The sequence below is a fragment of the Agarivorans sp. OAG1 genome (assembly GCF_037076485.1).
In the GTDB taxonomy this organism is placed as follows: domain Bacteria; phylum Pseudomonadota; class Gammaproteobacteria; order Enterobacterales; family Celerinatantimonadaceae; genus Agarivorans; species Agarivorans albus.
In genome coordinates this window covers 313,326-332,729 of sequence record NZ_AP028990.1, presented here as the reverse complement: position 1 = coordinate 332,729, position 19,404 = coordinate 313,326, and the positions used below count along the sequence as shown (strand labels likewise).

Annotated in this window: 18 protein-coding genes; 12 read left to right on the top strand and 6 right to left on the bottom strand. The window is 44.7% G+C overall.

Annotated features, from left to right (window positions below; genetic code table 11):
- The first annotated feature begins 5 nt into the window (after window positions 1-5).
- Window positions 6-1,631 carry a phosphoenolpyruvate carboxykinase (ATP) gene (pckA, locus tag OAG1_RS01535; RefSeq protein ID WP_016399787.1) on the top strand — a complete coding sequence of 542 codons (1,626 nt, stop codon included), beginning with the start codon at window positions 6-8 and terminating at the stop codon, window positions 1,629-1,631.
- 61 nt (window positions 1,632-1,692) lie between these two features.
- On the opposite strand, the gene OAG1_RS01530 is transcribed toward pckA, so the two are convergent.
- Window positions 1,693-2,790 (bottom strand): extracellular solute-binding protein, encoded by a 1,098-nt coding sequence (locus tag OAG1_RS01530; protein ID WP_305883199.1) that lies wholly within the window; start codon window positions 2,788-2,790, stop codon window positions 1,693-1,695.
- A 294-nt stretch (window positions 2,791-3,084) separates the two neighbouring features.
- Between OAG1_RS01530 and OAG1_RS01525 the strand changes: the two genes are divergently transcribed.
- The 4 genes from OAG1_RS01525 to OAG1_RS01510 all read left to right on the top strand — a co-directional run bounded on the left by OAG1_RS01525 (window position 3,085) and on the right by OAG1_RS01510 (window position 6,332).
- The gene (locus tag OAG1_RS01525; RefSeq protein ID WP_016399790.1) at window positions 3,085-3,444 is read left to right on the top strand and encodes a TraR/DksA family transcriptional regulator; all 360 of its coding nucleotides are present in this window, start codon (window positions 3,085-3,087) and stop codon (window positions 3,442-3,444) included.
- Between the two features lie 111 nt (window positions 3,445-3,555).
- The gene (gene pyrB / locus OAG1_RS01520) at window positions 3,556-4,488 is read left to right on the top strand and encodes an aspartate carbamoyltransferase (RefSeq protein ID WP_016399791.1); all 933 of its coding nucleotides are present in this window, start codon (window positions 3,556-3,558) and stop codon (window positions 4,486-4,488) included.
- Window positions 4,488-4,946, top strand: coding sequence for an aspartate carbamoyltransferase regulatory subunit (pyrI, locus tag OAG1_RS01515; protein WP_152783633.1), 459 nt, complete (start codon window positions 4,488-4,490; stop codon window positions 4,944-4,946). Before pyrB ends, pyrI begins: the two co-directional genes overlap by 1 nt.
- Window positions 4,947-5,327: 381 nt before the next feature.
- Window positions 5,328-6,332: a DUF2860 domain-containing protein gene (locus OAG1_RS01510; RefSeq protein ID WP_338623382.1), complete on the top strand. Its 1,005-nt coding sequence runs from the start codon at window positions 5,328-5,330 to the stop codon at window positions 6,330-6,332.
- A gap of 78 nt (window positions 6,333-6,410) precedes the next feature.
- On the opposite strand, the gene OAG1_RS01505 is transcribed toward OAG1_RS01510, so the two are convergent.
- Entirely contained in the window at window positions 6,411-7,337 is a 927-nt protein-coding gene (locus tag OAG1_RS01505) for an exo-alpha-sialidase (protein WP_338623380.1), read from the bottom strand.
- 174 nt (window positions 7,338-7,511) lie between these two features.
- Between OAG1_RS01505 and OAG1_RS01500 the strand changes: the two genes are divergently transcribed.
- Window positions 7,512-7,901: a DUF3302 domain-containing protein gene (locus OAG1_RS01500; RefSeq protein WP_152783639.1), complete on the top strand. Its 390-nt coding sequence runs from the start codon at window positions 7,512-7,514 to the stop codon at window positions 7,899-7,901.
- Window positions 7,901-9,043: an HlyD family secretion protein gene (locus tag OAG1_RS01495; protein WP_338623377.1), complete on the top strand. Its 1,143-nt coding sequence runs from the start codon at window positions 7,901-7,903 to the stop codon at window positions 9,041-9,043. Before OAG1_RS01500 ends, OAG1_RS01495 begins: the two co-directional genes overlap by 1 nt.
- A gap of 51 nt (window positions 9,044-9,094) precedes the next feature.
- Here OAG1_RS01495 and OAG1_RS01490 read toward each other — a convergent pair whose 3' ends face one another.
- Window positions 9,095-9,742 (bottom strand): DUF480 domain-containing protein, encoded by a 648-nt coding sequence (locus OAG1_RS01490; RefSeq protein WP_338623375.1) that lies wholly within the window; start codon window positions 9,740-9,742, stop codon window positions 9,095-9,097.
- 303 nt (window positions 9,743-10,045) lie between these two features.
- Between OAG1_RS01490 and OAG1_RS01485 the strand changes: the two genes are divergently transcribed.
- From OAG1_RS01485 to OAG1_RS01475, 3 genes are all read left to right on the top strand, one after another.
- Window positions 10,046-11,173 carry a diguanylate cyclase gene (locus OAG1_RS01485; RefSeq protein ID WP_338623373.1) on the top strand — a complete coding sequence of 376 codons (1,128 nt, stop codon included), beginning with the start codon at window positions 10,046-10,048 and terminating at the stop codon, window positions 11,171-11,173.
- 164 nt (window positions 11,174-11,337) lie between these two features.
- On the top strand, window positions 11,338-12,117 hold the full coding sequence (locus OAG1_RS01480; protein ID WP_338623371.1) for an ABC transporter permease: 780 nt from the start codon (window positions 11,338-11,340) through the stop codon (window positions 12,115-12,117).
- 124 nt (window positions 12,118-12,241) lie between these two features.
- Window positions 12,242-12,997 (top strand): isocitrate lyase/phosphoenolpyruvate mutase family protein, encoded by a 756-nt coding sequence (locus tag OAG1_RS01475; protein ID WP_338623368.1) that lies wholly within the window; start codon window positions 12,242-12,244, stop codon window positions 12,995-12,997.
- A 46-nt stretch (window positions 12,998-13,043) separates the two neighbouring features.
- On the opposite strand, the gene OAG1_RS01470 is transcribed toward OAG1_RS01475, so the two are convergent.
- Window positions 13,044-13,613 (bottom strand): NAD(P)H-dependent oxidoreductase, encoded by a 570-nt coding sequence (locus OAG1_RS01470; protein ID WP_338623366.1) that lies wholly within the window; start codon window positions 13,611-13,613, stop codon window positions 13,044-13,046.
- Window positions 13,614-13,719: 106 nt separating this feature from the next.
- Here OAG1_RS01470 and OAG1_RS01465 point away from each other — a divergent pair, with 106 nt between their 5' ends.
- Complete coding sequence (locus OAG1_RS01465) at window positions 13,720-14,610, top strand: LysR family transcriptional regulator (RefSeq protein ID WP_016399802.1); 891 nt, start codon at window positions 13,720-13,722, stop codon at window positions 14,608-14,610.
- Between the two features lie 9 nt (window positions 14,611-14,619).
- On the opposite strand, the gene OAG1_RS01460 is transcribed toward OAG1_RS01465, so the two are convergent.
- Window positions 14,620-15,207, bottom strand: coding sequence for a DUF1287 domain-containing protein (locus OAG1_RS01460; RefSeq protein ID WP_338623363.1), 588 nt, complete (start codon window positions 15,205-15,207; stop codon window positions 14,620-14,622).
- Window positions 15,208-15,480: 273 nt separating this feature from the next.
- Between OAG1_RS01460 and OAG1_RS01455 the strand changes: the two genes are divergently transcribed.
- Window positions 15,481-15,657: a hypothetical protein gene (locus OAG1_RS01455; RefSeq protein ID WP_016399804.1), complete on the top strand. Its 177-nt coding sequence runs from the start codon at window positions 15,481-15,483 to the stop codon at window positions 15,655-15,657.
- A 202-nt stretch (window positions 15,658-15,859) separates the two neighbouring features.
- On the opposite strand, the gene pulA is transcribed toward OAG1_RS01455, so the two are convergent.
- A complete protein-coding gene (gene pulA, locus OAG1_RS01450) occupies window positions 15,860-19,099 on the bottom strand; it encodes a pullulanase-type alpha-1,6-glucosidase (RefSeq protein ID WP_338623360.1) in 3,240 nt (1,079 codons plus the stop codon).
- Window positions 19,100-19,404: the final 305 nt, after the last annotated feature.

Sequence of the window (19,404 nt, the reverse complement as noted above, 5' to 3'; positions counted from 1 at the left end):
CTGCTATGCTTGACGTTGCAGAAAAAGATCAGGTTATCGACCTGGCTCAATACGGCATCAAAGATGTGTCGGACGTGGTGTACAACCCCTCATACGAAGAACTATTCAAGGAAGAAACTCGACCAGAGCTCACGGGCTACGAACGCGGCATTGTTACCAAAACCGGTGCTGTTGCAGTAGATACTGGGATCTTCACCGGGCGTTCGCCAAAAGATAAATACATCGTTCTTGACGATACCACCCGCGACAGCATGTGGTGGACCTCTGAACAAGCTAAAAACGACAACAAGCCAATAGACCCCGCGGTTTGGACCGACCTTAAGAAAACCGTGACCGACCAACTATCTGGCAAACGTTTATTTGTGGTAGACACCTACTGTGGTGCCAACCCTGATACCCGTTTAAAAGTCCGCTTCATTGTTGAAGTGGCATGGCAGGCTCACTTTGTGACCAATATGTTCATTCGCCCAAGTGCTGCGGAGCTGGAAGACTACGAGCCAGACTTTGTAGTAATGAACGGCTCTAAAACCACCAACAAAAAGTGGAAAGAACACGGCCTAAATTCTGAAAACTTCACTGTATTTAACATGACAGAGAAAATGCAGGTGATTGGCGGAACATGGTACGGCGGCGAAATGAAGAAAGGCATGTTCGCCATGATGAACTACTACCTACCACTTAATGGTATGGCGTCGATGCACTGTTCTGCCAATGTTGGCGAAGAGGGTGACACCGCTATTTTCTTCGGTTTGTCTGGTACCGGCAAAACCACCCTATCTACCGATCCTAAACGCCAGTTGATTGGTGATGACGAGCACGGTTGGGATGATGAAGGTGTATTTAACTTTGAAGGTGGCTGCTACGCTAAAACCATTAAGTTAAGTAAAGAAGCCGAGCCCGATATCTACAACGCCATCAAACGAGATGCCTTGTTAGAGAACGTGACTGTGCGTAACGATGGTAGCGTAAACTACGATGACGGCTCTAAAACCGAAAATACGCGGGTTTCTTACCCCATTCATCACATCGAAAATATCGTTAAGCCAGTGTCTAAAGCAGGCCATGCTAAGAAAGTTATTTTCTTAACCGCTGATGCTTTTGGTGTATTACCGCCAGTAGCGAAGCTTACTCCAGAGCAAACTAAGTACCATTTTTTATCTGGCTTTACTGCCAAATTAGCGGGTACAGAGCGCGGCATCACTGAGCCAACACCTACCTTCTCGGCATGTTTTGGCGCAGCCTTCCTTACATTACACCCAACTAAATACGCCGAAGTATTAGTTAAACGTATGGAAGCCGCAGGTGCAGAAGCTTACTTAGTAAATACCGGATGGAATGGCACAGGCAAGCGTATTTCAATTCAAGATACTCGTGCAATTATCGACGCTATTTTAGATGGCTCGATTGAAAAGCAAGAAACCAAGCAATTGCCAATCTTTAATCTAGAAGTACCTACAGCGCTTCCTGGTGCCGATAGCGAGATCCTCGATCCTCGCGATACTTACCAAGATCCATTGCAGTGGGAAAGCAAAGCCGAAGATTTAGCTCAGCGCTTTATCAAAAACTTTGCCAAGTACACCGACAATGCCGAAGGCCAAGCACTAGTAGCAGCTGGACCACAACTGGACTAGTTAAACACTAAGCACTATAAAACCAGCCCGCGGGCTGGTTTTTTTATATCCGAATCTTGGTTTAACGACCCGATTTAAATTTGGTCCACAAACGGGTACGAGTACGCTCAACTTTTGGCGGAATACTCACAAAACCAAACAAGTGCTCAGAGGCTTCTTCGGTCGGGTAAATACCTTCATGGCCAGCAATTTCTGGGTCAATTAAAGCAGTCGCTTTAATATTAGGGTTGGCATACCAAACGTAATCGGTCACCTTGGCAATCACTTCTGGGCGTAATACATAGTTAATAAAGGCATGTGCATTTTCTGGGTGCTTGGCATCTTTAGGAATGGCAAACATATCAAACCACACACCTGCGCCTTCTTTAGGAATGATGTATTCAAGCTCTACGCCATTGTTTGCTTCCGCAGCACGGTCGCCAGCCATTAGCACATCGCCAGACCAACCAATAGCTACACAAATGTCGCCACTGGCTAAATCGTTAATGTACTGCGAAGAGTGGAAGTATCGAATGCTCGGGCGCAGTTGCTCCATTAAGCTTTCAATCTCACCTTTGTAATCGGCCGATTTACTGCTGTTTGGCTCTTTGCCCATGTAGTTGAGCATAGACGCCACTACTTCACTTGGCGCATCTAAATAAGCAATACCACACTGGCTTAACTTAGCGGCAATTTCAGGGTCAAACACTAAAGACCAAGAATCTAGCTCTGCATCTTCGCCTAAAATTTCTTTCACCTTATTCACGTTGTAACCAATGCCGGTGGTACCCCACATATAAGGAATACCATATAGGTTACCCGGATCGTAAGCTTCTAAGGTAGCGAGCAATTTAGGATCAAGGTTGTCCCAATTGCTTAGCAGGCTGCGATCTAGCTTTTGATAAACCCCTGCCGTAATTTGACGAGCATAAAAATCGTGCGACGGTGAAACAATATCAAAGCCAGTACTACCAGATAGTAACTTAGCTTCTAATACTTCATTGGAATCAAATACGTCATACACAACTTTAATACCGGTTTCTTTTTCAAACTCGGCAATAGTGTCTTCGGCAATATAATCAGTCCAATTATAAACATTTAGTACTTTCTCTTCTTGAGCAATTACTCCGCCAGCATTAATAGCCAACAGGCTTACCAGCAACATGTTTAGTTTATTCACTCATGCAATCCTCGTGGTGGTGTGATAGCAAATCACGCAATAGTTAATTTAGTGTAGTAAAGCTTTCACCTCAGGCAAAACCAGTTAGATTTAGCCCGTAATGAAATCTCGCGAGATAGTAACGGTAAATTTATCTAAACCCAAGTGCTGGCTGGCTAACAATTATCCAAAAAAGCGCTTTGAAAAGGCTTTACACACCGCTAAAATTAACGATTAACTAAATTTTTGAGTTAACTGCGTGCATACAGGACTAAGTCGCGCTTAACACATATAGGAAGGAAGACTTTCAAAACAATGATTAGCGACCAACAAATAGAGACTATTCGTCTGCAACTCGTCGAGCAATTGAACGAAACTGAACAACGTCTTGAGCAAGACAGTCAGTTATTTAAAGACAAAGAAGATTCTGGTGATGACGTAGATCGCGCCAACCAGGAAGAGTCTCAACAACTTCAGTTGAACCGTCGCCAACACGACCTTGCCCACGTTAAAAGCATTAAAGACGCATTACGTCGGATTGAAGAACAAGACTACGGATTTTGTGAAGGCTGCGGCGAAGACATTAGTGTTGCCCGTTTAAATGCCCGTCCAGAGTCTCGCTACTGCATCGATTGCCAAGATTATCGCGAACGAAAGAACAGCCAATACGCTTAATTGAGCCATTTAGCTAAATAATCTTAGTATTCCTCATTAAGATCATATTCACTGACTCTGCTCGCTGTTATAATTCTGTTCCGATTTCACATCGGATTAGGATCTGCGAGCATGAACAACCCGCTTTATCAGAAGCATATTATCTCCATCCCTGATTTATCCCGTCAGGAACTCGAATTAATCGTCGACACCGCCCAAAGTATTAAGCAACAACCCCGTCCCGAATTACTAAAAAACAAAGTTGTTGCTAGCTGTTTTTTTGAAGCCTCAACCCGTACTCGCTTGTCATTTGAGACCGCAGTTCAGCGCTTAGGTGGCAGTGTGATTGGTTTTGCCGATGGCGGAAATACCTCACTGGGTAAAAAAGGCGAAACCTTAGTGGATTCGGTAAAAGTGATTTCTTCGTACAGTGACGCGTTTTTTATGCGCCATCCACAAGAAGGCGCAGCGCGTTTAGCTAGCGAATTCTCTAGCGTACCGGTTGTGAATGGCGGAGACGGCTCAAACCAGCATCCTACTCAAACCTTGCTCGACTTATTTACCATTTACGAAACCCAAGGCTCACTTGAGGGCTTAAAAGTCGCATTTGTTGGTGACTTAAAATATGGGCGCACGGTGCACTCTCTCACTCAAGCCCTGTCACTATTTGGTTGCGAGTTCTACTTTATTGCGCCTAAAGCACTGGCAATGCCTGATTACATTATCGAAGAGCTGAATGAACGTGAAATCACATACAGCCTGCACGACAGTATTGAAGAAGTAGTCAACGAGCTAGATATTCTTTACATGACACGGGTGCAAAAAGAACGCTTCGACGAAACCGAATACCAGCACATGAAATCGAGCTTCATTTTACGCGCTAACATGCTTGAGCAAGTAAAAGATAATTTGAAAATTTTGCACCCATTACCACGGGTAGACGAAATTACTACCGATGTAGATATCACACCTTATGCCTATTACTTCGAACAAGCAGAAAATGGTGTCTACGCTCGCCAAGCCTTACTCGCATTAATCATGACCAATGAATTTGGAGCGCAATAATGAAGAAGAAGCTGCAAGTAGAAGCCATTGCGCATGGCACCGTAATTGACCACGTTCCTGCTGGTCAAGGCATCAAAATTCTTAAGTTCTTTCAACTCTCGGCTGCGCAAGAGCGAATCACAGTAGGCCTTAACTTACCTAGTGGCGAGCAACAGCAAAAAGACTTAATTAAAGTTGAGAACACGGTGTTTGACGAGAACCAAGCTAACCAATTAGCTTTATTTGCGCCCAATGCCACCATTAATGTGATTGAAGATTTTGAGGTAGTACGTAAGTTTCATGTGTCTACCCCAGAACAAGTAAAAGCAGTGTTTGCCTGTCCAAATAGTAACTGCATTAGCCATAACGAACCTATCGACAGTAACTTTTATGTGCGCCACCAGCAGCAAGACATCAAGCTAAAGTGCCACTACTGCGAAAAAACCTTTGATCGCGGCTTATTCTCAGAGCTTGACTAAACCCTGCTATTCAAAAAAACAGAGCGCTAGCCGCTCTGTTTTTTTCGCCTTTAAATCAACTATAAAAACTTCCAGCCAAGCAGGTTTATTCTATAGTTAAAGCAGCTAAGCTTTTTAATAACAATCCAGTCATTTAAAGCTGATAAAACCAAGCTATTGCTCCCAAGTGATACCGAGCTTGGTTGCTAGCTAAGCACGCAAACTTGCTGAGTAGAGAGTATTAGGCGAAGTAATAAGTTCAACAAAATTGTGCTTACAAAATGGCTAGCTTAAGTTAAGGTAAAGCTATAAATGTATTGATCTATTTAAGTTTTCTTAACGTAAACAGTGTAATCCAAGCTAATGATTTAACTCAGATTACCTGATACAAGGATGTGACTAATGTTTAAACGAGTAAGTTCGCTACTCTGTTGCAGTATGCTATTTAGTTTCACTGCCGACGCCCGCCCTTTAGCAGAAGCGCCGGGCTGGTCTGCCACTATTAACTTGAACGTAGGTTATGTAAGCGGCCAGAATCAGTTTTCTACTGATGACGATAACCAAATTACCGACGATCTAAATAACAATGGCAAAAGCTCTAGCTCAGCGATTGTTTACCCCTTATTGCGAGTAGACTACACAACTCAAGACTTAAAGAATCAGTTCTTCTTGGGTAACAGCCGCGAAAACTTAGGTCGAGCACAGTTTCAATACGAACTGGGTTATACCCGCGCAATTAGTGACCGCAGTAAAATTACCGCAGCATACTTCCCTGAGCTCCCTTTACTTAACGACACATGGGCAGATCCGTACTTGGTTGGCAGCGCTCGGCAAAAGACCGATGAGAATTATCAAGGTGGCCGTTTACGGTTTGAATCCATTGCAGACAGCCCGCTAACTCTGGAATATGTTTACGCCAATCGCACTGTAGACAACGAACAGAGCGGTGTAAGCATTGCGGGTCTAAGCCAAAGTGACATCGAGTCACTACGAAGAGACGCCAACTTACATCGTTTAATTGCCGAAACCTTTGTGCCTTTATCCCGAAAATGGTTCTTAGCGCCCGCAGTGGCTTATACCACCGCTAAAGCCGATGGCAGCGCCAACGACTTCGACCAATATACTTTACGTTTAACCAGCATTTACCGCTCGGGTCCGCACGTGTTCACACTGAATACGGAATATGGTCAAACCAAATACTCAGGTAGCAACCCCGTATTTGATATGCAAACTCAAAAAGACGACAAGATATCGCTATTTGGCATTTATGTATTTAACGAACCCTTTGGTTGGAAAAACACCATGTTTAACGTTTTGGGTGGCTACAACAATACTGATTCCAACATTACCTTTTACGATAGCAAGGGTGGCATTGCAGCCCTTGGCTTTGGTTACACATTTAAATAACCTAAGCTCGGGATAGTAATGCACAAAAAAGGCAGCCTTGGCTGCCTTTATCTTTTCAATCAACTCATGGCCACTCTGTCAATCTTGGCTCAAGTCTAACTCCGCAAAGTAAATAGCAGTTTTCTCTTCGTGGCTAGAGTAGTAACTGCAATACACCTTATTGCCTCGCTGCACTAAACCGGGATAACTGGTATCACCGTCTGAGGGCAGCACTTGAAACTCTTTTAGCTGAGCCTTATCAGCATCTAACCAGCACAAGCTGGTGCGCACCGGTTGATATAAACGCACTGCACAGAGCAAACGGCCATCATCAAGTTTGATCATTGCTGGGCCGCCAATTTGCTGTTGTAAATCTTGCCATTGCCAATCTAGATAAGGTGGCTTGGCATAACCCAGTTGCCCGGTACCGGTATCTTTATCACGACGTAATAAACACAATGCAGAGCCATCATCCAATAAACACAAGTCATGCTCATTGGGGTAAGCCAAACCATTTTGTTGCAAGCTAAACAAAGGATCCAAGTGCAACTGATAATTACCCTGCGAGTCCATTCGATAAAGATTTACTTTATCTAAGCTGTAGTTATAAGCCACTGCGTAGGCGCTATCGGCTAAATAACGGCTGCGCCATAACCACATGCCAGCATCGCCTTGAGCACTTAAATCGCTCCAGTTTTCACCATCGTCCGACCATGCTATATAGCTTTGTAAATCAAACTTCTCGCTGCTGCGATTTACCCCTGCGCAGGTTAGTAGCAGCCGCCCGTCCGGGCTTTCAACTAACTTGGGGTCACGTAAATCAATACCTGGTAGGTGAATTAACGCTGCCGATTCAAAGCGAGTGTCATCTGCAGCACGACGTAAAATACGAATATCGCCCTCATCACTAACATGGCCCTCAGCTTCGCGAAAACACAACCACAGTGCGCTTTTATACTCGCACAAGTCTGTGAACGCGTTATGCTCTCCGTCATCCCATACCCGCTCAACTGAGCATAACTTCATAAACCCTTTCTCCTTTACAACCTTCGGCGCCAGCATAAACGAATGATTTAGCTAGCAAACTAGCCTACACAGCCCACTGAGTAAAAGCTTAGCAACTTAGTACCCTTATCGACTATTATCAATTAAGCTGAATAAGAGATTCTCTTAATCGCAAAAATATCCCAAGGAGGGACCATGTTTTTGGATTTTTTCGCTTTAGGACTACTGTTCTTTGTAGGCTTAACCTTGTTCTACGGCATCATTGCCATTCACGATATTCCTTACGAAATATCAAAACATCGCAATCACCCTCACCAAGATGCCATCCATGTGGCCGGATGGATAAGTTTATTCACCCTCCATGCTATTTGGCCCTTTTTATGGATATGGGCCACTTTATACCGGGAAGATCGAGGTTGGGGTTTTAAGCAGTTACAACAGCAAGAACAAGAGCTCGAACAAAAAGAGCAACAACTGGAAGATCAGAACGAAGAGTTAAGTGCAGAAATTACTAAGCTAAAACGTCAAGTAGCGATCATTAGCAAACATGTGCAGCAGCTCGAGCAACAACAGGGGAATCAATAATGGATTTATTGCTTATTCTCACTTACGCCGGGATCTGCATCGCGGTATTCAAAATTTTTAATATTCCACTAACTAAATGGACCGTGCCCACTGCAGTACTAGGTGGCATTGTAATCATTGGGGTTTTAATGATCCTCATGAACTACAACCACCCCTTTACTGCTAATGCTCGGCAGGTGTATACCTCTGTGCCCATCATGCCCTTGGTGCGCGGAAAAGTCATAGAGGTTCCAGTTAGACCTAATCAGTTGATTAAAGCTGGTGATGTATTGTTTAAACTCGACCCCGAGCCGTTTGAAGCGGTGGTAGAGCAGCGCGAAGCAGAAGTAGCGGCAGCCCAGCAACAAGTACCACAGTTGCTAGCCCAATTGGCCAGCGCCCAGGCCACCACCAATGCAGCGAAAGCCGAGCGAGACCGCACTCAAAAAGCTTATCAACGTTATGCCGAAGGGCGTAAAAAAGGCGGTAAAAATAGCCCCTTTACAGAACTAGAAGTAGAAAACCGCCAACAAGCTTATTTAGCAGCAGAAGCCCAGCTGCAAGTTGCTCAGGCTAACCAAACCAATGCTCAACTGGCTTACGACTCTCAAATAAACGGAGTGAATACCAACGTTGCTCGTTTACAAAGCCAGTTAGATAAAGCCTTATTCGACCTTGAGCAAACCGTGGTGCACGCACCTACCGATGGCTATGTCACTCAATTAGGCCTACGTAAAGGAATGGTGGCGGTGCCTATGCCCTTGCGCCCAGTTATGACCTTTATACCTAAAGAAGAAAGCATTTTTGTTGGCGCCTTTTGGGAAAATTCCATCAAGCGTTTAAAAGAAGGCGACGAAGCGGAATTTATTGTAACGGCTCAACCAGGCATTGTTTTTAAAGGCACGGTAGTTCAGGTAATGCCAACCATTGCCGAAGGTGAATTCCAAGCGAACGGCAGCCTACGTGGTGCAGAAGCTTTCTTTGTACATAGCCGCAGTTTGGTGATTATTGACCCCGAACCGCGCTTTGATGAATTTGATTTCCCTATGGGCATCAGTGGTCAAGTCGCCATTTACACCGAGCACTTCCATCATGTATCGATGATTAGAAAAGTACTGTTACGCATGCAAGGTTGGGTGAACTACATCTTCCCCTTCCACTAACATTGATAATCTTTACCACTAAAAAGGCCAGCAAGTTGCTGGCCTTTTTTACTATTGCTCTAATTGCTTAACCCGCTGTTTTAAATCGGCCAGTTCTTGACGCAATGCATTAATTTGTTGCTGTAATTCAGCATTTTGCTGAGTGGCCACCGGAGCGCTAGCCTCTACATGACTTGCTGCTGGCAAAGCCGGCTCACCCGAAAATAAATGAGCATAACGTGACTCTCGCTTGCCCGGCTCTCGCTCAAGCTTAAGCACCAGCTTACCTGCATCATGCTCGGCTAACTCAAGCAAGCTTTGCTCTACTTCTTGCACACTGGCAAAGTTGGCAAGGCGCTGGCTACGGGTACGCAGCTCACCAGGAGTTTGTGGCCCACGCAAAAACAGCAAACAGATAATAGCTCGTTGTCCTTCAGTTAACTGCAAACCACCAAATTGGCTATTGCAGAAACGGTGTTGATAACGCACCACTCGGCCTGCCATTGGTGCTTCGGTAACAATGCGTAAGTCTTGCAGTTGCACCAATACATCTTGAACTTCTGCCTCACTCAATGCCATAACCGGCTCGCGATTACTCTTTTGATTACACGCTAAAGTGAGAGCGTTAAGTGATAGAGGGTATTGATCTGGGGTAGTTGTTTCTTTTTCTAGCAGCGCGCCAATAACACGGGTTTGCTCTAAGCTTAAATTCTGTTCCACTCTTCACCTCTTTAAAACAACAACGAAACGTAAGTTTTCTCATTTATCGTTTAAGAATACGTTAATCTCACAACAGAAGCAGCTGCTTGTCACACGTTTCTGAAAGCTGCGCTATTCAATATTCTAAGCCCTCACTTTGTCGACTAAATTTTATGCAATAAACACTCTTATTTGAGCTTTTTTTGATGTAGATTAGTTCTACTGGTCTGATAACTCGTTAAGGTGGGCGTCCACTCAAACGGGTCATTACAGCGCAATACCCATGAGTAGCAATTAACTAGGCACAGCTGGACGCAACATAGTATGGAATCATTTCGTTGGACATCAGATTTTGAAACAGGGATCTCTGTTGTTGACGAGCAGCATCGCCACTTAATTGATCTCATTAATCAAATTGGTGAACAGCTCACCGACAGCCATCCCTTGCAACACGCCGCGATCGAGTCGCTTAGCCAAGAGCTAAATAATTACGTTAAAGAACACTTTCGTGAAGAAGAATTGCTTATGGCCACACACAAAGTGGATCCGCGCCATTGCCAAGCTCACGTAAAGGCTCACAAAGAATTTTTAGGCGAAGTGGCGAAGCTAAGCCAATTCAACAACGACAATAAACAAAGCAAAATTAAGCATCTGCTCGATTATCTCATTCAATGGTTGGCTTATCATATTCTGGGCATCGACCAAGTGCTCACCAAGCAGCTGCATTTCATAGAAGCGGGTGACAGCCCAGCATCTGCCTATAGCAAAATTGAGCAACCCAACGATCTTGCCACCGAGCCTCTAATTACCGCCTTGCGTGGTTTATTTCACCAAGTTAGCGTGCGTAACAACGAGCTGCTAGAACTCAATCAAAACCTTGAGCAAAAAGTACAAGAGCGCACTCTAGCGCTGCAAAAAACCAATCAGCATTTACAATCTTTAGCACATACCGATGTGCTCACGGGATTGCCTAACCGCCGCCATGCAATGATTCAACTTATGGAGCTTTGGAAGCAATCGCTTGAAAACAACAGTCCATTAGCTTGCATGATGATAGATGCTGATCACTTTAAACAAATTAATGACCGAAATGGTCACGATGCAGGCGATGCGGTGTTAATGCTACTGGCGCGCGCATTGCGCGAATCGGTGCGTAACGACGACGTAGTAGCCCGTTTAGGCGGCGATGAGTTTTTATTAATTTGCCCCAATACTAGCTCAGAAGGTGCATTAAACCTAGGGCACAGCATTCGCGAACGTATTGCTAATATGCAACTCAACCATCAGCGCTATAGCGTTACGGTAAGTGTAGGTATTGCAAGTCGTAGCAAAGACATGCAGCACCACGAAGCGATTATGAAAGCAGCCGATAAAGCGGTTTATAAAGCCAAGGCTGAGGGTAAAAACTGCGTACGCAGCTATGAAGATGTATCCAAGCAACAAGCCTGCTAAGCACTAAGGGCTGTTTATCTTTCGCGGTTAGATTTTGTTTGCGAAGAAATCAACTCGAAGGATACATAGCCCCTAACCTTTTCTAACAAGACAGAAAAATCCACTCAGGTTACACTCATTATTCTAAGCCCCTTGGATTAGCGCTTGTTATAGGAAATCTGCCCATGACCATAGATATTAGCTGGCCAGCACTTGCCGCCTTTTCGCTAATTCTGTTGATTCCGATTGGGCTTAATTGGCGCTTTAAACTTAGCCTAGGTAAAGACATAGCCAGCAGTTTAGTGCGAATGCTGCTGCAGCTTGTATTGCTCGGCTTGTATCTGCAGTTTTTGTTTGATTTAAACAGCTTGTGGGTCAACCTACTTTGGTTGGTCGTTATGCTTGTGGTGGGTGCTAGCGCCATTCTTGGCAAAGCCAAATTACCTAAAAGAAACTTGTTTATACCAGTCTTGTTGGGGCTGGTGCTGGGCTTAAGTCCTTTACTGATACTGCTGCTACTTACCTTACTAAAGCCGAGCCCTAGCTATAGCGCTCAGTACCTCATTCCCCTAGCAGGTATGCTTTTAGGAAACAGCCTTAGTGGAAACATTGTGGCTTTACAGCGCCTATTTAGCGCACTGGATGAAAAAACCGCCGAATACCACGCTTATTTAGCACTTGGCGCTAATCGACTACAAGCAACTCAAGGCTTTGTGCATAATGCTATGCAGCAAGCTTTTGCACCTGTTTTAGCGTCTATGAGCACGGTGGGTTTAGTCACACTCCCCGGCATGATGACCGGTCAAATACTCGCAGGCAGTGACCCAATGGTAGCGGTGAAGTATCAACTGGTTATTCTAATTGCTATTTTTGTCATGTTAAGTGTCTCAATTTCGACCACGCTTAGTATTAGCATTCGAGTCGCCATTAGCCCAACAGGGCTGGTTAAAATCCGTAAAGTTTAGTTCTTAAAACTGCTTATCACGGTCTACTCAAACGGACTAAAAAACAAAAATACTTGTTCAGTTTTCGGTTGTTGAGTATTTCTACTCAATGTACCTTTTAGCTTTAGACTCTGAGACAACAGCTATGATATTCAACGACTTACACCATCAACAATCACCACTATTACTCTGCAATGTTTGGGATGTTGCCAGTGCGAATATAGCCAAAAAAATTGGTTTTACCGCAATAGGAACATCAAGCGCGGCAATTGCTGCTGCCCGAGGTTTAGATGATGGCGAACAGCTTTCGTTTAACGATCTAGTCCAGGTTGTTGCGCAAATAAAGCAACACTGCAGCTTGCCCTTAAGTGTCGATATAGAAGCGGGTTACAGCCAAAATCCTCAAACTATTGTCAACAACATACTGTCGCTCAATAAACTCGGTGTAGTTGGAATAAACATTGAAGACAGCGTGGTAAAACAGCAGCGAGAATTGCTGCCTGCGAAAGACTTTGCCGCCACTCTGTCTTATATAAAAAACCAGCTCATGCAGAGAGATATAGAAATTTTCATCAATGCCAGAAGTGATGTTTTCCTTGTTGGCTGCAAAGATGCCGTAAGTCTAGCCAAGCAACGTATGCAACTTTACATCGACGCCGGCGCGGATGGGATCTTTTTACCCGGTATAGAGCAGCTGGAGCATATTGAAGAACTAAGTAAGCACTGCAGCGTGCCGCTAAATGTAATGTGCATGCCGCATTTAGCTAACTTTACTCAACTGCAGGCTGCAGGGGTTAAACGCATCAGTATGGGTAACTTTGTATTTAACAACATGCAGCAACATCTAGAAAGTCAGCTGGCCAGCATTAAGCAAAGCCAATCTTTTGCAACGCTGTTTTAAGGCTTGGAATTAACAGCTCCAGCAACTGCCGGAGCTTTTAGGCCTTCTATTTAGCCAAACGTTTTGCGGTTTCGGCAACCCCAGCACCTAAGGCTTTAACGCGCTGCTCCATATCTGCATCCGCCAATTGCCCTTCACTATTAAATGCCTGATAAGAAGAACCAACAGCCACTTGGTTTGGGCTAACCATTACCCCTAAGTTGAACAAAATATCACGGGTATGTGCCAAGCCACGGATACCCCCTAAACCGCCAGGAGAAGTCGCCATGATACCGGCCACTTTACCTTGGAAGGCCGAGCCAATATCAGCATCCTTAGAAGGGCGAGATAACCAATCTAGAGCATTTTTTAATACGCCTGAAATAGAGCCATTGTACTCAGGGCTGGCGATCAACATGCCATCGGCCTGCGCAAAAAGGTGTTTTAAATCGTTAACAGAAGCAGGCGTACCCTCGGCCTCTAAATCTTCTGAGTAAAGTGGTATGGCAAAATCAGCTAAGTCTACATAGCGAACTTCAGCGCCAGCTTCCTCGGCACCTTTGGCCGCAATTTTTACCAAGTTTTTATTGAACGATTGAGCGCGTAAGCTGCCTGCAATAGCAATTAATTTAGTCATGTTGTGCTCCTAGGCCTAGCCTGAAAATGGTATTTGTTTTCGATTTGAGAGCATTCTTACACAAGCAAATTTGAAGAAAAACAACACCTGTGCAACACTTCTGTGCATGAATGCACATAAGAATGATTGGAACGACATCCATATAGCTTATAAGGTTGCAACCTTAGGCACGCTTACCGCAGCCGCAGAAGCACTGGATGTACACCACAGTACGGTATTACGGCGAATAAATGCCTTGGAAGAGCGCCTAGGCACCCGCTTGTTTCATCGCCATGCACGCGGCTACCAAGTCACCGAAGCAGGTTTGTTACTTACCCAAACCGCCGAAAGCACCCAAAACGACTTTAACCGTTTATTGGGCAAACTGGCCGGCACCGACAATCAGCTTTCCGGAACCTTGGTATTAACCACAGTGAACAATATGGCCGAGCTGCTGTTACCAATGCTGGCCGAGTTCCAAGCGCTTTACCCCAATATCAAATTGGAATATGCCGCCGACAGTAGAATTTTGAAACTAGAACACGGCGAAGCTCACGTAAGCATTCGCCCTGGTAAAAAACCTAAAGATCTAGACTACGTGGTGCAGCACTTAGCCGATAGCCCAGTCACTCTCTATGGCTCAAGTGCTTATCTTAAAAAATACGGAAAGATTAAAAGCTTAAATGAGGTGGCAGGGCATAAGTTTATTTCAACCATTGAGCCCTACTCGCAAATTAGCTTTATTAATTGGATGAATAGCGAGTTAGATCCGCAACAAATTGCTTTGCGGGTAAACGACTTTAATGCCTTTATTCCGGCCATAAAAGCTGGGTTTGGCGCAGCACCACTCAATTGTGAAACCGCCAAGGCCTACCCAGACCTGCTGCCGCTAATGGCGCCACCAGAACATTGGGCCATTCCACAATGGCTTACCACCCATGTAGATATGCACCGCACCAGTAAAGTTCAGGCCTTCACGCAGTTTTTGAAGCAACGCTTTAATGCGCTAGCCAACTAATTGAAGTGCTTAGTCTGCTGCAGGTAAATAACGGTAATGGCCGGTTATTTGGTAACTAAATAGCATGTCGTTTAGTTGTGGCCCTAAGCCAATGTTATGAACAATTTTGGGAACGCCAGCTGCAGTGTATTGGTCACTCACAATACCGATATGGGGCAGATTACCGGGGAGCATCCAAGTCACAATATCACCCGGCAAATAGCTGCTAGCGCTATCACTTACAGCTAACGATTCACCGTGGCGGGTAAAAAACACCTGTAGATTAGGCACTCTGCGATGGTCAATATTGCGGTCGGTTCGGCTTAATCCCCAGATACGTTTAGACGGATACTGCGAAAAATGCTGCTTCATGTCTTCATGTACTTGAACCTGTAGATCAATGCCAAGTGCACGGTAGGAACGAATAAGCACATCGGTGCACACCCCAAAGTGTTCGGGCACATCACCATTAGGATAATCCAACGCAAAGTAGGCACCATTGTAAATCACCGTGTGCTCTGTTCGCGCCAAGGCAGCATCAACCAACTGTTGTGATAAAGTGCTGCCAAGCACCGGTAATGAAACCACGCCTACTAGCAACAACACCAACCTAAACATAATACTCCCTATCGATGACTTACCATTCACTCACTCAACGCTATCTTACTTATTTTCAGCATCATTACTAACAATTGAGTCAATGTAGAGACGCCATTCACCCTTATTTAGCGATGCGAGCTTATAGTGCATAGCTAGATCCAGCTCACTAATTAGGCAAAATTCTCTAATACTATGGAGGTAGCTCTAAACCTCAATTGATGTAGATCATTTTTTGTAGGCTATTCGCTGGTTATGTTGAAAGTGTAACAACAATAAATAGAGGTAATAAAAATGGAATTAATACAAGATCCGCGTTGTTATACCGACGTATGTATAGACGGCCAATGGTACCACTACGACCATTGCGGCACTTCTGCTTATATGCTTAAAGGTGGAGCGTCTTCGGGCATAGAATTGCAAAGCATTCCCACCACCGAAAACGAATTAATCGAATTACTGTCTAGATAAGAGCTGGTAACTTGCGCCTGTTCGAGTTGAACGGGTGGCTAGTTTTGCCAAAGCATGCGCCACACATTGATTGGCTAAATAGCTAAGTGCAAGGCCTCCATTTCTGCTTGTGCCTTTCCCCTACACCAAAGACTAGCAAAGAAAAACGGCTACCCGAAGATAGCCGTTGTTGCTGCAGTATCGGCTGCAGTGTTTACCAGATTTATCCCTTCACTGGCAAGCCATCACCACGTGCGGCCAAACGAGGCTGAACGAATACTGCAGTGGTCATAGCAGGCACTTCAAAAGTGCCATCAGCAAACTCAGCGTCTTTAACCACTAAGTCTGTTGAACGTTGCTGTACGGGGTGCAACTCAAAACCCTGCGCATTGTTAATGCTAATTTGCTGGGTTTCAGCTGTTGCGTTCACCATCACCACAATCGCATCATAGTTACTGTCTAAGTCAGCGCCTGAATGAATACCATTGTCGATTGATTGCACAATCACACCCGGTATTTGGTCTACCCCAGTATTGTGGAAGTCGATACGCGCCATAATGTCTTGCTTAGCATTCATGCGGAATAGCGTTGAGCTGGTGCGCATTTCCATCAAATCGAAGAAGCGTAGTTTGGCATCTTCAATATGTTGCGGCTCGGCTTGAGTTTCAGGGTTAGCAATGATTTTCTTAATCACATCATAGTTTGCACCATCGATGTGTTTCATCGGCAAGCCCTTGTTCCAGTTGTTATCTTGGGCGGTGAAATCAACACGGTTGTACCAATCACCCGAGTCGTAGCTATCACGCTCCATTGACTTAGAACGCAGCAACTCTGAGCCCATGTGGATAAACGGTATACCTTGACCTGTCATCACCGTAGATAAAGCAACGGTTTGCATACGTGCACGTTGCTCTGGCGTTAACTCTTCGGCCAATTTGTACTGATTAATGTCCCACAGAGTTTGGTTATCGTGCTTAGATACGTAAGAAATATTCTCTTGGGCACTTTCGGTGTAGCCCGCTGGTTGCTCATCACCACCATAAAGCAATTCACTGCCCTTGATGCGATCGCCATTACGGTCAACAAATTGGAAATCGGCCAAGTTACCCGCCATGCCTACACGGATAAGGTCGGCGTTGTACATCCAAGTTTCGTTGTAAGTGCTGTCAGGCGTATCGGCATTGAGTTCATTGGCTAAAACCGCATTGGCAAAACCTTGCTGCTTACGTAGCTGCTCACCATCATCAAATGGACTACCACCACGAATACCATCACGTAAACGGTCAGAGAAAGTACCTATTCCAGTGCCCGCCATGTTTAGCTGGTTTGCTTGAACAAAACGAGCGTCATCTTGCACTTCACCAAAGGTCCAGCCTTCGCCGTAAAAGTAGTTATCTGGCGATACTTTTTGCACTTCTTCTAGCGCTTCGATCATTAAGTCTTTTGGTTGGTGACCCATTAAGTCAAAACGGAAACCATCAATTTGGTAATCACGCGCCCACACAATTAACGAGTCAACCATCAGTTTACCCATCATTTTGTGTTCGGTAGCGGTGTTGTCACAGCAGGTCGAGTTTTCCACTACACCGGTATCAATAGTTAAGCGTTGGTAGTACCCCGGTACAATTTTATCCAATACCGACTTATCGTTGCTAGGGCCAGAACCATGGGTATGGTTATACACCACATCCATAATCACTCGCATATCTTGCTGATGTAAATGCTTCACCATTTGGCGGAATTCTAGAATACGCTGTTTGCCATGTGCATCAGTAGCATAGCTGCCTTCTGGCACATTAAAGTGGAACGGGTCGTAACCCCAGTTAAAGCTATCGTACTGGCGTAAATCGTTCACTAAAGCCTGCACTTTTTCAGTGGCCGGATTTTCATCAACATAGGCTTGCAGCACATCTTCAATCACTGCTGACTTATCGGTACCGTCTTCACACACACCTGCATTGGCATTTAGCTCACATAGCTCACCAATGGTGCCATCAATGTCTACACGATTTACTTCATCAACCGTAGCAATATCAAACACTGGTAATAGATGCACATTGTTTAAGCCGCGATCGCGCAATTGCATTAAGTGCTTGTAACTGGCGCGCTCTTCATCGGTAAAGGCTAAGTACTTACCGGTATATTCTGGGTTACCATCTTCATCGGCAAAACTAAAATCTCGTACCTGTGTTTCGTACAATACGTAATCGGTAGGAGAGTCAATGGTTGGCGGAACAATGCTGTCCCAACCATTTGGGAACAATTCACTGTCATTTTGTAAATCGACAACCTGCGAATGGGTGCTATTAGCCGATAAACTTAGCGAGTAAGGGTCGGTCACCATTAGCGTTTCAATACGCTGGCTATTTGGGTGGTATACCTCCACTTGGTAACGGTAAAAAACATCCACCATATTAGGCATCGCTTCGCTAGACCAAATACCCGTTGCAGGATCAAACTCCATAGCCACAAAGCCTTGATCGGCGTGTGCGCTTAAGTCTTCATCGTACAAGGCCAGATTTACATCTTTAGCCGTTGGCGCCCAAAGACGGAAAGTTGTTAAGCCGTCTTGAATCACCGCACCCAGCGGCTCATCTTTAGCATTTTCCCAATACAGGTCATCTAGCGCCCCAGGAATTTGCAGCAAGGTAGCGGCAACCACCTCTTCATCTTGATTATACGCCGCTGCCACTAGCTGACCTTTTATCACCTCGGCAGCTTGTTCTGCATTTAATTCGTAAGCTTGTAAATGCGCCAAATGAGGGAATTGAGCTTTCACATCTGCTGGCATCTCGGTAATGTTTAATTCTAGGGCTTCGCCACCCTCTATTGTTTTATCTTCAACATTTACCGAAATGCCGGCATTAGCAGAATGGTACAGTTTAAACTGACTACCATTTGCATCCCATAGAATGAGGTTATCACGCACCCAGTGTGCACTTGCGCCAACAATGCCAACTGGAGGTTGGTTTACCTCGGTGTAATCGGTATCTACATACACGTTGTCATCGCCCGCCTTTATCAAGCCATGTTTGTAGTCAGTGTAGTAGAAGCGCAGGTCACCAGTTTGGCCACCCTGCTCTAAATTACGCGGGATCATATTGATACACTCACCGGCATGATAAGCGTCAATCACCCAGTAAGCGCCGTAAGTCTCGTTAATGCCGGTGTATGCCATGCCAGCATCCCAACCACCTGTAGCGTCACCGTCACTGCCATCGCCCCAACCATTACAACTGGCATCGTTCCAGCCGTGAATAGTCCAACCTTGGTAGTATTCTTCTAAAGACTGATTGCTTGCTTTAGCATTGTCTAAACGGTAATAAACGGCAATTTGACCGTCTTTTAGGTCTACAAGACCGTTTTGATCACCATTGTCATTGTTACTGCTGCTATTACAGGCAGCCAACGAAACCGCCGCCAACACTGGCAAAGTTAACTTTGCAACTTTGGATAATTCCATTCCGAGATAACCTCATTAGTTTTATTTTTATAGTGTTTAATGCTTTGAAACTTTCATTTTTCAGCCTATACACCTAAATAAACCAAAACTGTGAGATATGCCTAGCTCAGGTTTAAGCGCTCAAATATCAACCAAGCAGTTTCTAATTTGCCAGCCTTTGTCACTATATTATTCTAAAAAATAAAAATAACTTAGATAATAAAACCATAAACAATTGCAATTTCAGACCTTTAAGGATTTTGAGAGGTAGTTTGCAAGCACTGGCTTAAAAAAGAAAAGCACCAACAAACAGAATTAATGCTTAC